Below are 14,253 nucleotides of genomic sequence, written 5' to 3' on the forward strand. Positions count from 1 at the left end.
ACCAGGCAAAGAGAAAATGGGCTTCGTTGTCGAAGATCACGTATAGCATCGCGACGAGATAGAATTTGGCTGAGAGCCGCAAGCGGGCGCCACCTGTAGGTAGCATGCCGGACTCGAACGGTTCGTTTTTGCTGCGGCCCCAGGCTTTTGACCCGAGGAGGCTGGAGACGCCGAGCATGAAGGCGCAAAGGCCGACTACACCGAGGAGGAAAATGGCAAAGCCCCAGTTGTGGGCCATGAGTCCTGTCGCTTCGGTCATGCTGGAAATCCTTAACAGAGAGCAAAGGTCTCTGAGCTCGAAAAAGTAACGATGCAGTGACGATATGTCGCAGCGCAATCAATCGCGGTGATTTTATGGCTAAACACCGGGCAAGTAAAATTCCTATAGCGAAATTATTCGATGGAATAAGCACATAGTGCACCTTCTTGGGGCTGTAGCCCTTGTGCTGCGGGCATTAGCGGGCTTTTCACGAATTGTGTTTTGTTTAACCGGTAAAGAAGTTTTCATGCTCTAAATGATAATGAATATTGTTTGCGTGGATTTTAAACAACTGTTCGGGGTTTAGCGCGGGAAGTTGTTGTTACTTGTGCGGGTGATGCTAGTTGGTAAAGCGGATCTTTTAACTGGTTTTGCAGATGGGAATAGCGCTCTGGATCAATGTTTTGATCGAAATCGGCTGGCGAGGGCGCGCAGGGGTACATATTCAAAAGCCCAATCAAAGGCTGGGCCAAGGCGCGTGCCGCTCTGCTTTCCTGTGGGAGCTGGCTTGGCTGCGATGGCATCGCCTCGGTGTATCGCAGAAACCGAGTTGTCTGCATCGCAGGCAAGCCAGCTCCTACAGTTGACTGTGGCTGCTCTCACACTCCAGTGCTTTTCAGGCGCCCAAAAAAACGCCCCGAACCAGTCGGGGCGTCAGATCGTGCGGCACTGCGGTTAGGTCTTCCGTGGGGCCGCAGTGGCCGTGTACTCAGTACTTAGTGGAACTGCTCTTCTTCGGTCGAACCGGTCAGCGCAGTCACGGACGAGGTGCCGCCCTGGATCACGGTGGTCATGTCGTCGAAGTAACCGGTGCCCACTTCCTGCTGGTGCGCCACAAAGGTGTAACCCTTGGCAGCATCAGCGAACTCTTGTTCCTGCAGCTTCACGTAGGCAGTCATGTCGTTGCGGGCGTAGTCGTGCGCCAGGTTGAACATGCTGTGCCACATGTTGTGAATGCCGGCCAGGGTGATGAATTGGTGCTTGTAGCCCATGGCAGACAGTTCACGCTGGAACTTGGCGATGGTCGCGTCGTCCAGGTTCTTCTTCCAGTTGAAGGAAGGCGAGCAGTTGTAGGACAGCAGTTGATCCGGGTATTCCTTCTTGATGGCTTCGGCAAAGCGGCGAGCTTCGTCCAGGTCCGGCTTGGCGGTTTCGCACCAGATCAGATCGGCGTACGGCGCGTAGGCCAGGCCACGAGCGATCGCCTGGTCGAGACCGGCGCGCACTTTATAGAAACCTTCCTGGGTACGTTCGCCAGTCACGAACGGCTGGTCGTACGGGTCGCAATCCGAGGTCAGCAAATCAGCCGCGTTGGCATCGGTACGGGCCAGGATGATGGTCGGAGTGCCAGCAACGTCAGCAGCCAGACGAGCAGCCGTCAGCTTTTGAACAGCTTCCTGGGTTGGAACCAGTACCTTGCCGCCCATGTGGCCGCATTTCTTCACCGAAGCCAGCTGGTCTTCGAAGTGAACGCCGGCAGCGCCTGCCTCGATCATGCTCTTCATCAGCTCGTAGGCGTTCAGTACGCCACCGAAACCGGCTTCAGCGTCTGCAACGATCGGTGCGAAGTAGTCGATGTAGCCTTCATCGCCCGGGCCTTTACCGGCTTTCCACTGGATCTGGTCGGCACGGCGGAACGAGTTGTTGATGCGCTTGACCACGGTTGGCACGGAGTCCACCGGGTACAGCGATTGGTCGGGGTACATGGATTCAGCGGAGTTGTTGTCCGCTGCCACTTGCCAGCCAGACAGGTAGATCGCCTGGATACCGGCTTTGACCTGTTGAACCGCTTGGCCGCCAGTCAGGGCGCCCATGCAGTTGACGAAATCTTTTTCGGGACGGAAGGACGGCTTGGCACCCTGGGTGACCAGCTTCCACAGCTTCTCGGCGCCGAGTTTTGCAAAGGTGTGCTCAGGTTGAACCGAGCCACGCAGGCGGACGACGTCAGCAGCGGAATAAGCGCGGGTCACGCCTTTCCAGCGTGGGTTTTCAGCCCAGTCTTTTTCAAGGGCTGCAATTTGCTGTTCGCGTGTCAGTGCCATGGGGAAAAACCTCGTCGCATAGGTCTAGGTGGAAAATTCCATTTGCCAGCCACGTATCAGTGCGTGGTTATGGCTGCTCGCTGACCAGAAGCTTAGGCGGTCAAGTCAGGCTCGGCGGGGAAGGCGACGGGATGAACGAGTGGCTCAAGGGGGAGTTGAGCAGGTAAGGGCGAACTGCGAACAGTCTTCGGGCGTCGTGGGCCTTTGTACGATCCATCAGTGTGTTGCCGGGTTACCTGGTTAGCTTCCGTCCCTCGGGACAACTTCGTTCCAGTCGCAACCTCGTCAAACACACCTTGTGGGCGGTACAGACACGAATCGGCTCAGGTGGGTGGCTTTGAGCGACGATCCGAAGGCCCTTGCCAGGGCCCCTGATTAGCGGGAGCGAGGCCATCATGCCCATGCTTTTTTGGATCGTCAAATGTTTTGTAGTGCTTTTTTTCAAGCACTACATCTTTAGTCTAATACGACTCGTCAGTCAGTTTTTGGTGCTTCAGTTCAGCGTGTCGACTTTGACCCGCAATGTCAGGTCATCGCGCCCTTGAGTAGAGTAGCTGCGGGTTGTAGTGCTTTTGTCGGCTTGGGTCTGGCGGTTGATCCCGGCCAGGGTGATCCACTCGCCCAGGCGTCCGCTGACAGTTGTGTCGGTACTTTGCACGTTCACTACATCGGGACGTTCTTGGCTCATGCGGTCACGATTGGTGCTGATGCTCAGGTGAACGGTCTCGCCGGTGACGCTGGCCGTCACGTAGAAGCCCTGGGTTACGTTGCGATACTGGGTCTGGTTCTGCGGGCGGCCGTAGGCATCGGGCTGGGTGGTGGTGAGGGGCACGCTCTGGCCGACCTGTATCAGCGCAGGCACGCCTTCGCTGGCCTGGATCTGCTGGATCCCGCCGTCACGGCTTTCGGTGCTGTAGGTGATGACCTGTGTCTGATTGTTGCCGTTGCTCTGCTGGTTGTTTTCGTTGGTGTCGACGGTGATCAACAGGCGTTTGGAAGGCGTATCCAGTTGCGCGAGCAGGGCGCGCAGGCCCTGGATCTTGTCGGGCTCGGCATTCACGATCAGTTGGTTGCCGTAGGCGCTGACGGTGCCGTCCTTGCCGATAAAGTTCTGCGCCACCGGCAGCAGGTCGGCGCTGGTGCGGTTGCTCAGGGGCACGACTTCGGTGGCGGCCATCACCGAGAAACTGGTGGCCAGGAGCAACAGGGTGAGCAGGGTGCGTAGGGACATGTCCGTTATCTCTGCGAGTCATTTAGGCTAGATATTGCCAGTTTGTCGGCCTGGCGGGGTGCAAGTTGAATCCTGGACGGCAAAAGGCCCTGGCATCGGGGGATGGCAGGGCCTTTTGAGGTGTTGCTGATGGCGCCTTCGCGAGCAAGCCCGCTCCCACATTTGACCTCATTCCAAAGGATGTACTGGATCGAATGTGGGAGCTGGCTTGCCTGCGAAGGGCGCGGCGCGGTCTCGGATCAGCCCTCGCGCACCATATCAACGTGAGGAATCCCGACTTCCAGGAACTCATCGCTGACAATCTTGAAGCCCAGGCGCTCATAAAATGGCGCCGCATGGACCTGTGCACTGAGTATCTGCCGGGTCTGGCCGCGTTTCTCGGCCACGCCGATCACCGCTTCCATCAGCTTGTCGCCGACCTTCAGGCCGCGCCAGTCCTTGAGAACCGACACGCGGCCGATCTCGCCGGTAGGCAGCAGGCGTGCAGTACCGATGGGAAAGTCGCCTTCGAACGCCAGGAAATGCACGGCACTCGCGTCGTCTGCATCCCATTCCAGCTCCGGTGGAACCGATTGTTCAGCGATAAATACCGCTTCACGAATGCGCCGTATCTCGGCGATATCCTTTTGCCAGTCCGCGACACTTACGTGAATCTTATTCATCGGCAAACCCCAGGCTTCCTTGCTTGACCAGTTCCCACAGCAGGGCGCAGCCATCTTCATCCGCCAGCCATGGGCCGAGGTTGTCGATGTGCAGGGCGTCGGCGGCGCACACCAGCTTCAGCAGTTCCCGCAGCTTGCCCGGCAACAGGCGGCTCTGGCCGCTGGCGAACAGCAGCAGGTCGTCGTCGACTTCGGACCAGGCCAGGCGGGCGCTCGGGTTGCGGATCAGCACGGCGCCGTTTTCCAGGCTGCCCAGCAGGTCTTCTTCTTCCACTTCCGGGCCGGCGACCAGTTCCGGGTAGCGCGGCTCGGTCATGAACTGGCCGAACCAGGTCAGCAGCATGCGCTCGTCGCTCATGTGCTCGGCCAACAGGCTTTTCAGGCGGTCGAGGGCGTCGCCCTGGATCTGGTGCGGGTCGCTGACCGGCTGGGCATCGGCGTCGGTGTAGCGCTCTTCGTCAGTCAGGTACTGGCTGAGGAAGTCGGTGAAGTGGGTCAGCACTTCAGCGGCGCTCGGAGCGCGGAAGCCTACGGAGTAAGTCATGCAATCATCCACGGCCACACCGCAGTGGGCCAGGCGGGGCGGCAGGTAGAGCATGTCGCCCGGTTCCAGCACCCATTCGGCGGTCTCTTCGAATTCAGCGAGGATGCGCAGGTCCGCGTGTTGCAGCAGCGGGCTTTCGGAGTTGCACATCTGGCCGATCTTCCAGTTGCGCTTGCCGGAACCTTGCAGCAGGAACACGTCGTAGTTGTCGAAGTGCGGGCCCACGCTGCCACCCGGGGCGGCGTAGCTGATCATCACATCGTCAATGCGCCAGCTTGGCAGGAAGCGGAAGTTTTCCAGCAGTTCGGCCACTTCCGGCACGAACTGGTCGACCGCCTGCACCAGCAGGGTCCACTCGCGCTCGGGCAGGGTGCTGAAGGCATCTTCGGCGAACGGGCCGCGGCGCAACTCCCACGGGCGTTCGCCGTGTTCGATGATCAGGCGCGACTCGACTTCTTCTTCCAGCGCCAGGCCGGCCAGTTCGTCGGCGTCGATCGGGCTTTCGAAGTCAGGGATGGCCTGGCGGATCAGCAGGGGTTTTTTCTGCCAGTAGTCGCGCAGGAATTCCCGTGCCGTGATGCCGCCCAGAAGTTGAAGAGGAATGTCAGGATTCATGTGTAACCTATTGAAAAAAAGCACTTTTCAGACGGGAATAAAAACGCCCGGCGCTGCCGGGCGTCTCAAAGGGTCAAGCTTCTATCAGATGCGTTTGGCTTGAGCCACAGCGTTGCCGATGTAGTTGGCCGGGGTGAGCAGTTTCAGCTCGGCTTTGGCGGCGGCTGGCATATCCAGGCCGTCAATGAAAGTTTTCAGCGCTTCGGAGGTGATGCCCTTGCCGCGGGTCAGCTCTTTGAGCTTCTCGTACGGGTTTTCGATGTTGTAGCGGCGCATCACGGTCTGGATCGGCTCGGCCAGCACTTCCCAGCAAGCGTCCAGGTCAGCGGCGATCTTCTGCTCGTTGAGCTCCAGTTTGCTGATGCCTTTGAGGCTGGCTTCGTACGCGATCACGCTGTGGGCGAAGCCCACGCCGAGGTTGCGCAGTACGGTGGAGTCGGTCAGGTCGCGCTGCCAGCGGGAGATTGGCAACTTGCTGGCCAGGTGCTGGAACAGGGCGTTGGCGATCCCGAGGTTGCCTTCGGAGTTTTCGAAGTCGATCGGGTTGACCTTGTGCGGCATGGTCGACGAACCGATTTCGCCGGCAATGGTGCGCTGCTTGAAGTAGCCCAGGGAGATGTAGCCCCAGATATCGCGATCGAAGTCGATCAGGATGGTGTTGAAGCGCGCAATCGCGTCGAACAGCTCGGCGATGTAGTCGTGGGGTTCGATTTGCGTGGTGTACGGGTTGAAACCCAGGCCCAGTTCGTCTTCGATGAAGGCGCGGGCGTTTTCTTCCCAGTCGATCTCAGGATAGGCCGACAGGTGGGCGTTGTAGTTGCCTACGGCGCCGTTGATCTTGCCCAGAAGCGGTACGGCCGCGACTTGAGCGATCTGGCGCTCCAGGCGGTACACCACGTTGGCCAGTTCTTTACCCAGGGTGGTCGGCGAAGCCGGCTGGCCGTGGGTGCGCGACAGCATCGGAACGTCGGCGAAACGGATCGCCAGTTCGCGGATGGCGTCGGCAGTCTGGCGCATCAGTGGCAGCATCACGTCATCACGGCCTTCGCGCAGCATCAGGGCGTGGGACAGGTTGTTGATGTCCTCGCTGGTGCAGGCAAAGTGGATGAACTCGCTGACCTTGGCCAGTTCCGGCAGCTTGGCCGCTTGCTCTTTGAGCAGGTATTCGATGGCTTTAACGTCGTGGTTGGTGGTGCGCTCGATCTCTTTGACACGCTCGGCGTGCTCCAGAGCGAAGTTTTCCGCCAGGGCGTTCAGCACAGCGTTGGCTTCGGCAGAGAACGCCGGCACTTCGCTGATGCCAGGGTGAGCGGCCAGGCGCTGGAGCCAGCGCACTTCAACCAGAACACGAGCACGGATCAAGCCGTATTCGCTGAAAATAGGGCGCAGGGCCTGGGTTTTGCCGGCGTAGCGGCCGTCAACAGGGGAAACCGCAGTGAGCGAAGAAAGCTGCATGGGGTGTTCTCGGACAGTCGGGCAACGAAATGGGGCGCGTATCATACATGAAAAAATCCGCCGGTCCGTTGCCAACTGACCGGCGTATTACGCGTGGGGCTATAAAAAAATCGGTTGCTGCGACTTATTCGTTGCGCATCAACGGGTAAAGCTCTTTCAGCAATTTGCGTCGGCTGACCACCAACTGCCAGCGATGACCGCCCAATTGGCGCCATAACCGCGCCGAACGAATACCGGCCAACAGCAGGGCGCGGATTTTCGAGGCGTTGTTCGGTTGTTGCAGGTTGCGCATATCGCCGTGCACCTGGATCCGCTGGCGCAAGGTGCTCAGGGTGTCCTGGTACAGGGCGCCACAGGCTGCGATCACGTTTTCGTGGGCCGGGCCAAAATGCTCGACCTGGGACTGGATCTGCGGCAGGCGCTTGCCGATGGTGTCCAGCAGGTCGTCGCGCTTGGCCAATTGACGCTCCAGGCCGAGCATCGACAGGGCGTAGCGCAGCGGCTCGCGCTGCAAGGTGCTTGGGTCGCGCTCGAGGGCGCCGACCAGTGCGCGATAACCTTCGCGCAGGGCCAGGTCGTCGCCGCCGTACACTTCCAGGGTGTCCTTCGGGTCGCGGATCAGCAGGCTGCCGAGCATGCAGGTCAGGCCGGCCTCGGTGACCTGGCCGGTCTTGGCGATCTTGTCCACCAGCACCGCGGCGAGAAACACGCCGCCCAGTGCCGTCAGTTGCTCCTGGGTCGGGCTCATGCCTGGCTGCTCCAGGGTTCGGCAACTTCGATCACACCGCCCCCCAGGCAAATCTCTCCGTCATAGAACACTACCGATTGGCCGGGCGTTACGGCGCGCTGCGGGTCGTCGAAGGTGGCGCGATAGCCGGTGGCGGTTTTTTCCAGGGTGCAGGGCTGGTCGCTCTGGCGATAGCGCACTTTGGCCGTGAGGCGGCGCGGGCTGCTGAGGTCCACCGGGTTGACCCAGTAGATGTCCGAGGCGAGCAGGGCGCGGGAGAACAGCCATGGGTGGTCATTGCCCTGGCCCACGATCAGCTCGTTGTGCTCCAGGTCCTTGACCAGCACGTACCACGGCTCTTCGCCGGCGTCTTTCAAGCCGCCGATGCCCAGGCCCTGGCGCTGGCCGATGGTGTGGTACATCAAGCCGTGGTGACGGCCGATGATCTCGCCTTCGGTGGTCTTGATCTCGCCCGGTTGCGCCGGCAGGTACTGCTTGAGGAAGTCGCTGAAACGGCGCTCGCCGATAAAGCAGATCCCGGTGGAATCCTTCTTCTTGGCGGTGGCCAGGCCGTGTTTCTCGGCAATGGCGCGCACTTCGGGCTTTTCCAGCTCGCCCACCGGGAACAGTGTCTTGGCGATCTGTTCGCCGCCGACGGCGTGCAGGAAGTAGCTCTGGTCCTTGTTGGCGTCCAGGCCCTTGAGCAGCTCGGTGCGGCCATCGATGTCGCGACGGCGCACGTAGTGGCCCGTAGCAATCAGGTCGGCACCGAGGATCATCGCGTAGTCGAGGAACGCCTTGAACTTGATCTCGCGGTTACACAGGATGTCCGGGTTCGGCGTGCGACCGGCCTTGTATTCGGCCAGGAAGTGCTCGAACACGTTGTCCCAGTACTCGGCGGCGAAGTTGGCGGTGTGCAGCTTGATGCCGATTTTGTCGCAGACGGCCTGGGCATCCGCCAAGTCGTCCATGGCGGTGCAATATTCCGTTCCATCGTCTTCTTCCCAGTTCTTCATGAACAGGCCTTCCACCTCATAACCCTGCTCCATGAGCAGAACGGCGGAAACGGAAGAATCCACGCCGCCGGACATACCGACGATGACGCGCTTCTTTTGTGTGTCAGAAGGGGCTGGATCACGCATAGGATTTCAACGGGAGTCTTTAAAAAGGACGCGATTCTAGCAGGCTCGCGTCTGCAAGGCTAAAGAGAAGGGCGGATCAATTCGAGGCTGTGGCGCTGGCCGGCCAGATAATCGTCGATGCAGCGGATAATCAGCTCGCTGCGCCAGTCTTCGCGCAGGGCCATCAATTCGTCACGGGTCAGCCAGCGGGCGCGCAGGATACCGTCGTCCAGTGGGTAGTCCGGGTGGTGTTGCAGGGCCTTGGCGATGAAGCATACGCGCTGATAGGTCACGCCATTGCTGGGAGCGGTGTACAGGTAAATCCCGACAATCCCGGTGGCTTCGACGTCCCAGCCGGTCTCTTCGAGGGTTTCGCGCACGGCGGCCTCGGTCAGGGTTTCGTTCGGGTCGAGGTGGCCGGCGGGCTGGTTGAGCACGGCGCGGCCGCCCTTGAGTTCTTCGACCATCAGGAAGCGGCCGTTGTCTTCGACGATGGTGGCGACGGTGATGTGAGGTAGCCAGGTCATAAAGTGCCTCGATTCAAGGTGTAACGCTGTCTTCAGGCGCGATTGCATTCAGTGTGGGAGCGGGCTTGCTCGCGAATACGGCGTGTCAGTTAAAGAGGTATTGACTGATCCACCGCATTCGCGAGCAAGCCCGCTCCCACATTTTGATTGGGTTTCTTCAATAAAAGCGCCATGTCCAGAAACAGAAACCCCGGCACAGGGCCGGGGCTTCTTTGCATCCTTACAACCTTACACCAGCGCAGCGATTGCCGCGTTGAGGGTGGCGCTTGGGCGCATGGCCTTGCTGGTCAGCTCGGCGTTCGGTGCGTAGTAGCCACCGATGTCCACTAGCTTGCCCTGGACAGCGTTGAGCTCGGCAACGATGGTTGCCTCATTCGCGGTCAGGGTCTTGGCCAGTTCGCCAAACTGCGCTTGCAATGCAGTGTCTTCGGTCTGGGCCGCCAGGGCTTGAGCCCAGTACAGCGCCAGGTAGAAGTGGCTGCCGCGGTTGTCGATGTTGCCGACTTTGCGCGATGGCGACTTGTTGTTGTCGAGGAACTGGCCGGTGGCCTGGTCCAGGGTCTTGGACAGCACCAGGGCTTTCGGGTTGTTGTACGTCACACCCAAATGCTCGAGGGATGCGGCCAGGGCGAGGAACTCGCCCAGGGAATCCCAGCGCAGGAAGTTCTCTTCAACCAGTTGCTGCACGTGCTTCGGAGCCGAGCCGCCAGCGCCGGTTTCGAACAGGCCGCCACCGTTCATCAGCGGCACGATCGACAGCATCTTGGCGCTGGTGCCCAGTTCCATGATCGGGAACAGGTCGGTCAGGTAGTCGCGCAGAACGTTGCCGGTCACCGAGATGGTGTCCAGGCCCTTGCGGGTACGCTCCAGGGTGAACTTCATCGCGTCGACCGGCGACATGATGCGGATGTCCAGGCCTTCGGTGTTGTGGTCTTTCAGGTAAGCCTGAACTTTCTCGACCACGACGCCATCGTGCGCGCGCTGTGGGTCCAGCCAGAAGATGGCCGGGGTGTTGCTGGCGCGGGCGCGGTTGACGGCCAGTTTGACCCAGTCCTGGATCGGCGCGTCTTTGGTCTGGCACATGCGGAAGATGTCGCCGGCTTCAACAGCCTGTTCCATCAGCAGGTTGCCCTTGCTGTCGGTGACGCGGACTACGCCGTCAGCCTTGATCTGGAAGGTCTTGTCGTGGGAGCCGTACTCTTCGGCTTTTTTCGCCATCAGGCCAACGTTTGGCACGCTGCCCATGGTAGTTGGGTCGAAGGCGCCATTGGCCTTGCAGTCTTCGATCACTGCCTGGTAGATAGTGGCGTAGCAGCGATCCGGGATCACCGCCTTGGTGTCGTGCAGCTGGCCGTCGGTGCCCCACATCTTGCCGGAGTCACGGATCATGGCAGGCATCGATGCGTCGACGATGACGTCGCTCGGCACGTGCAGGTTGGTGATGCCTTTGTCGGAGTTGACCATCGCCAGGGAAGGGCGAGCAGCGTATACCGCCTGGATGTCGGCTTCGATCTGCGCTTGCTGATCGGCCGGCAGGGCCTTGATGCGAGCGTACAGGTCGCCGATGCCGTTGTTCAGGTTGAAGCCGATCTGCTCCAGCACCACAGCGTGCTTGGCCAGCGCGTCTTTATAGAACTCGGCAACGATCTGGCCGAACATGATCGGGTCGGAAACCTTCATCATGGTGGCTTTCAGGTGAACCGACAGCAGCACGCCTTGTTTCTTGGCGTCTTCGATTTCAGCGGCGATGAAGCTGCGCAGGGCTTTCTTGCTCAGCACGGCGGTGTCGATGATCTCGCCAGCTTGTACGCTGGTTTTTTCCTTCAGGACGGTAGCAGTACCGTCCTTGGCGATCAGTTCGATCTTGACGGCATCAGCGCCTTCGATCTGAACGGCTTTCTCGCTGCCGTAGAAGTCGCCGGTGCTCATGTGGGCAACGTGGGACTTGGAGTCGGCAGCCCAGGCGCCCATTTTGTGCGGGTGCTTGCGAGCGTAGTTCTTGACCGACAGCGGGGCGCGGCGGTCGGAGTTGCCTTCGCGCAGTACCGGGTTCACGGCGCTGCCCTTGACCTTGTCGTAACGTGCACGGGTTTCTTTTTCCGCGTCGGTGCTTACGGTTTCCGGGTAGTCCGGCAGGGCGTAGCCCTGGGCCTGCAGTTCCTTGATCGCAGCTTGCAGCTGAGGGGTCGAGGCACTGATGTTCGGCAGCTTGATGATGTTGGCTTCAGGGGTAACGGCCAGGTCGCCCAGTTCGGCGAGGTGGTCCGGCACGGCCTTGGCGCCCAGTTGCTCGGGGAAGCTTGCGAGGATGCGCGCGGCCAGGGAAATGTCGCGGGTTTCCACGGCAATATCAGCGGAAGCGGTGAAGGCCTCTACGATAGGCAGCAGTGAATAGGTGGCGAGGGCTGGTGCTTCGTCGGTGAAGGTGTAGATGATCTTCGAGCGGGTGGGCATATTCGGATTAACTCTCTTCTTTGCTGAAAGCATGCGCAGAAACTCGAGATGCGCCGGGTAAAGCGCGTTCGTTCAAAGTCATCCATGAGCGAAATGTCGAAGTTTCTTCGCGGTGATGTTGGGTTGCATCAGTCGAGCGTCAAGCGGGTGAGCTACTGTAGTAGCTCGGCTTTTCTGGCGGAGGGCGTCTGTCTAGAGCGGTCGGCCGTCGTGACTCTTTGGTCAGCGGCGGCATTATACATAGGTCGCTATGCTTACGCCGAGCCTTCATACAAAAGGTGTGTCGTCCATTGGTCTAAAGGTCGCAGGCAGCGGGTTGCGCCTAAAGTCGCATGATGTGCTCAAGATTGGCGCTTTTCCCTTTGCTTTCAAGCTTGTAGGCCGCTAAATGTGCTGTTTTCGACGCAAATGTGCAGGGCCTGAGGTTTCAGTCCTCATTTATCTGGAGTAGGCTCGAACGCAGCCAGATGTTCAATCCATAGATGGAGTTCAGCATGGGATACAAGAAGATTCAGGTTCCGGCAGTCGGCGACAAAATCACCGTCAATGCAGACCATTCTCTCAATGTTCCTGACAACCCGATCATCCCCTTCATCGAGGGTGACGGTATTGGCGTCGACATCAGCCCGGTGATGATCAAGGTGGTCGATGCAGCTGTTAACAAGGCTTATGGCGGCAAGCGCAAAATCTCCTGGATGGAGGTGTATGCCGGCGAAAAGGCCACCCAGGTTTACGACCAGGACACCTGGCTGCCCCAGGAAACCCTGGATGCGGTCAAGGACTACGTGGTTTCCATCAAGGGCCCGCTGACCACCCCAGTCGGTGGCGGTATCCGTTCGCTGAACGTTGCCCTGCGCCAACAGCTCGACCTTTATGTGTGCCTGCGCCCGGTGCGCTGGTTCGAAGGCGTGCCAAGCCCGGTCAAGAAGCCAGGCGATGTGGACATGACCATCTTCCGCGAGAACTCCGAGGATATTTACGCCGGCATCGAGTGGAAAGCCGGCTCCCCGGAAGCGATCAAGGTCATCAAGTTCCTGAAGGAAGAGATGGGTGTCACCAAGATCCGTTTCGACCAGAACTGCGGGATTGGCATCAAGCCGGTGTCCCTGGAAGGCACCAAGCGCCTGGCGCGCAAGGCCTTGCAGTATGTCGTGGATAACGACCGCGACTCGCTGACCATTGTGCACAAAGGCAACATCATGAAGTTCACCGAAGGTGCCTTCAAGGAATGGGCCTACGAAGTGGCGGCCGAAGAGTTCGGCGCGACCCTGTTGGATGGCGGCCCGTGGATGCAATTCAAGAACCCGCGCACCGGCAAGAATGTGGTGGTCAAGGACGCCATTGCCGACGCCATGCTCCAGCAGATCCTGCTGCGCCCGGCCGAATACGACGTGATCGCCACCCTTAACCTTAATGGTGACTATCTGTCCGACGCACTGGCGGCGGAAGTGGGCGGTATCGGTATTGCGCCGGGCGCCAACCTGTCCGACACCGTGGCGATGTTCGAAGCCACCCACGGTACTGCGCCGAAGTATGCCGGCAAGGACCAGGTCAACCCGGGTTCGCTGATCCTGTCGGCGGAAATGATGTTGCGCCACATGGGCTGGACCGAAGCGGCCGACCTGATCATCAAGGGCACCAACGGCGCAATTTCGGCCAAGACCGTGACCTATGACTTCCACCGCTTGATGGACGGCGCCAAGTTGCTGTCGTCGTCGGCGTTCGGGGATGCGCTGATTTCGCATATGTAAGCTGATACAGGGGCGTAAAAAAACCGGCCTGATGGGCCGGTTTTTTTTAGAGCGTTTGCTCAGTGGCTGATCAGGCCAGTTGTCTTTTTGATTTTTGAGCGACGCCCTCTTTGGGGGTAGTGGCGCTGACTGGAGCGCTGATATTCACTGCGTGCAAGCCCTTGGGTCCCTGAATGATGTCGAAGGAAACCGGTTGCCCTGCCTTTAGTGTCTTGTAGCCATCCATTTGGATAGCCGAGTAATGCGCAAATAGGTCGTCAGTCTTGTCGTCTTCGTTGATGAAGCCGTAACCCTTGGCATTGTTGAACCACTTGACCTTACCGCTCGCCATGCCCATATCCCTCTGCACCAGACTCCATCACTGGAGTATCATCCAGTTTATCCGTCCTAACCCGAATAAATAAGGTTGACTGCGCGGACCTTTTTTACCCACTGTGGGTTCTATTGGTTGTAACACTGATTTGCCGATAGTCAAGGCGACCAGTCGGTCAGAGTTGAAATTCTGACAGGTCGCCCCCACCACTGTATTTGAACCACTGACGAACCTTTCTTTCCATGCATGCAATCAGCCAGATTCGACTAACATTCAATCAGGATCGCCCGGATCATCAAGAAGACGACGACGGTTCTGCAGGCATTGCTGTCCAGGAGGCCAAGCCTGCTTTACAGGCGCCGCCGATGTACAAGGTGGTTTTGTTCAATGATGACTACACACCGATGGATTTCGTCGTCGAAGTACTCGAGGTGTTTTTTAACCTGAACCGCGAGTTGGCGACCAAGGTAATGCTGGCCGTTCACACAGAAGGACGGGCAGAATGTGGAGTGTTTACCCGCGACATCGCCGAGACAAAGGCCAAGCAGGACA

Annotated in this window: 13 protein-coding genes; 2 read left to right on the forward strand and 11 right to left on the reverse strand. The window is 59.3% G+C overall.

Going from position 1 to position 14,253, the window contains the following annotated elements; genetic code table 11:
- The 10 genes from ndhC to ACIOMR_RS29920 all read right to left on the reverse strand — a co-directional run.
- Nucleotides 1-259: NADH-quinone oxidoreductase subunit A (ndhC, locus tag ACIOMR_RS29875; RefSeq protein ID WP_401197993.1), on the reverse strand; the 259-nt coding region annotated here is incomplete at its 3' end.
- Between the two features lie 716 nt (nucleotides 260-975).
- Complete coding sequence (gene aceA, locus ACIOMR_RS29880; protein ID WP_003219577.1) at nucleotides 976-2,301, reverse strand: isocitrate lyase; 1,326 nt, start codon at nucleotides 2,299-2,301, stop codon at nucleotides 976-978.
- Nucleotides 2,302-2,794: 493 nt separating this feature from the next.
- Nucleotides 2,795-3,532: a secretin N-terminal domain-containing protein gene (locus tag ACIOMR_RS29885; RefSeq protein WP_003219578.1), complete on the reverse strand. Its 738-nt coding sequence runs from the start codon at nucleotides 3,530-3,532 to the stop codon at nucleotides 2,795-2,797.
- A 239-nt stretch (nucleotides 3,533-3,771) separates the two neighbouring features.
- On the reverse strand, nucleotides 3,772-4,194 hold the full coding sequence (locus tag ACIOMR_RS29890) for a GNAT family N-acetyltransferase (protein ID WP_003219580.1): 423 nt from the start codon (nucleotides 4,192-4,194) through the stop codon (nucleotides 3,772-3,774).
- A complete protein-coding gene (locus tag ACIOMR_RS29895) occupies nucleotides 4,187-5,353 on the reverse strand; it encodes a cupin domain-containing protein (RefSeq protein ID WP_003219582.1) in 1,167 nt (388 codons plus the stop codon). Before ACIOMR_RS29895 ends, ACIOMR_RS29890 begins: the two co-directional genes overlap by 8 nt.
- An 84-nt stretch (nucleotides 5,354-5,437) precedes the next feature.
- Nucleotides 5,438-6,808, reverse strand: coding sequence for an adenylosuccinate lyase (gene purB, locus ACIOMR_RS29900; RefSeq protein ID WP_401197998.1), 1,371 nt, complete (start codon nucleotides 6,806-6,808; stop codon nucleotides 5,438-5,440).
- Between the two features lie 124 nt (nucleotides 6,809-6,932).
- Nucleotides 6,933-7,556 (reverse strand): high frequency lysogenization protein HflD, encoded by a 624-nt coding sequence (gene hflD / locus ACIOMR_RS29905; protein WP_003219586.1) that lies wholly within the window; start codon nucleotides 7,554-7,556, stop codon nucleotides 6,933-6,935.
- Entirely contained in the window at nucleotides 7,553-8,677 is a 1,125-nt protein-coding gene (gene mnmA / locus ACIOMR_RS29910) for a tRNA 2-thiouridine(34) synthase MnmA (protein WP_003219588.1), read from the reverse strand. The genes hflD and mnmA overlap by 4 nt, the downstream gene beginning before the upstream one ends.
- 59 nt (nucleotides 8,678-8,736) lie before the next feature.
- Complete coding sequence (locus ACIOMR_RS29915) at nucleotides 8,737-9,183, reverse strand: NUDIX hydrolase (protein ID WP_008431568.1); 447 nt, start codon at nucleotides 9,181-9,183, stop codon at nucleotides 8,737-8,739.
- Nucleotides 9,184-9,411: 228 nt separating this feature from the next.
- Nucleotides 9,412-11,637, reverse strand: coding sequence for an NADP-dependent isocitrate dehydrogenase (locus ACIOMR_RS29920; protein WP_401198003.1), 2,226 nt, complete (start codon nucleotides 11,635-11,637; stop codon nucleotides 9,412-9,414).
- Nucleotides 11,638-12,131: 494 nt separating this feature from the next.
- Here ACIOMR_RS29920 and icd point away from each other — a divergent pair, with 494 nt between their 5' ends.
- Nucleotides 12,132-13,388, forward strand: a complete 1,257-nt coding sequence (icd, locus tag ACIOMR_RS29925) for an NADP-dependent isocitrate dehydrogenase (RefSeq protein WP_003219599.1) — start codon at nucleotides 12,132-12,134, stop codon at nucleotides 13,386-13,388.
- 70 nt (nucleotides 13,389-13,458) lie between these two features.
- On the opposite strand, the gene cspD is transcribed toward icd, so the two are convergent.
- Nucleotides 13,459-13,719: a cold shock domain-containing protein CspD gene (gene cspD / locus ACIOMR_RS29930; protein ID WP_023658953.1), complete on the reverse strand. Its 261-nt coding sequence runs from the start codon at nucleotides 13,717-13,719 to the stop codon at nucleotides 13,459-13,461.
- Nucleotides 13,720-13,943: 224 nt separating this feature from the next.
- Here cspD and clpS point away from each other — a divergent pair.
- Nucleotides 13,944-14,253: ATP-dependent Clp protease adapter ClpS (gene clpS, locus ACIOMR_RS29935; RefSeq protein ID WP_401198007.1), on the forward strand; the 310-nt coding region annotated here is incomplete at its 3' end.

The sequence above is a fragment of the Pseudomonas sp. NPDC087814 genome (assembly GCF_044742865.1).
Classification (GTDB): Bacteria; Pseudomonadota; Gammaproteobacteria; order Pseudomonadales; family Pseudomonadaceae; genus Aquipseudomonas.

Bases quoted from the DNA above. Each gene is read 5' to 3' on its own strand.
- aceA (WP_003219577.1), bottom strand. From the start codon at position 2,301: ATGGCACTGACACGCGAACAGCAAATTGCAGCCCTTGAAAAAGACTGG.
- ACIOMR_RS29885 (WP_003219578.1), bottom strand. From the start codon at position 3,532: ATGTCCCTACGCACCCTGCTCACCCTGTTGCTCCTGGCCACCAGTTTC.
- ACIOMR_RS29890 (WP_003219580.1), bottom strand. From the start codon at position 4,194: ATGAATAAGATTCACGTAAGTGTCGCGGACTGGCAAAAGGATATCGCC.
- ACIOMR_RS29895 (WP_003219582.1), bottom strand. From the start codon at position 5,353: ATGAATCCTGACATTCCTCTTCAACTTCTGGGCGGCATCACGGCACGG.
- purB (WP_401197998.1), bottom strand. From the start codon at position 6,808: ATGCAGCTTTCTTCGCTCACTGCGGTTTCCCCTGTTGACGGCCGCTAC.
- hflD (WP_003219586.1), bottom strand. From the start codon at position 7,556: ATGAGCCCGACCCAGGAGCAACTGACGGCACTGGGCGGCGTGTTTCTC.
- mnmA (WP_003219588.1), bottom strand. From the start codon at position 8,677: ATGCGTGATCCAGCCCCTTCTGACACACAAAAGAAGCGCGTCATCGTC.
- ACIOMR_RS29915 (WP_008431568.1), bottom strand. From the start codon at position 9,183: ATGACCTGGCTACCTCACATCACCGTCGCCACCATCGTCGAAGACAAC.
- ACIOMR_RS29920 (WP_401198003.1), bottom strand. From the start codon at position 11,637: ATGCCCACCCGCTCGAAGATCATCTACACCTTCACCGACGAAGCACCA.
- icd (WP_003219599.1), top strand. From the start codon at position 12,132: ATGGGATACAAGAAGATTCAGGTTCCGGCAGTCGGCGACAAAATCACC.
- cspD (WP_023658953.1), bottom strand. From the start codon at position 13,719: ATGGCGAGCGGTAAGGTCAAGTGGTTCAACAATGCCAAGGGTTACGGC.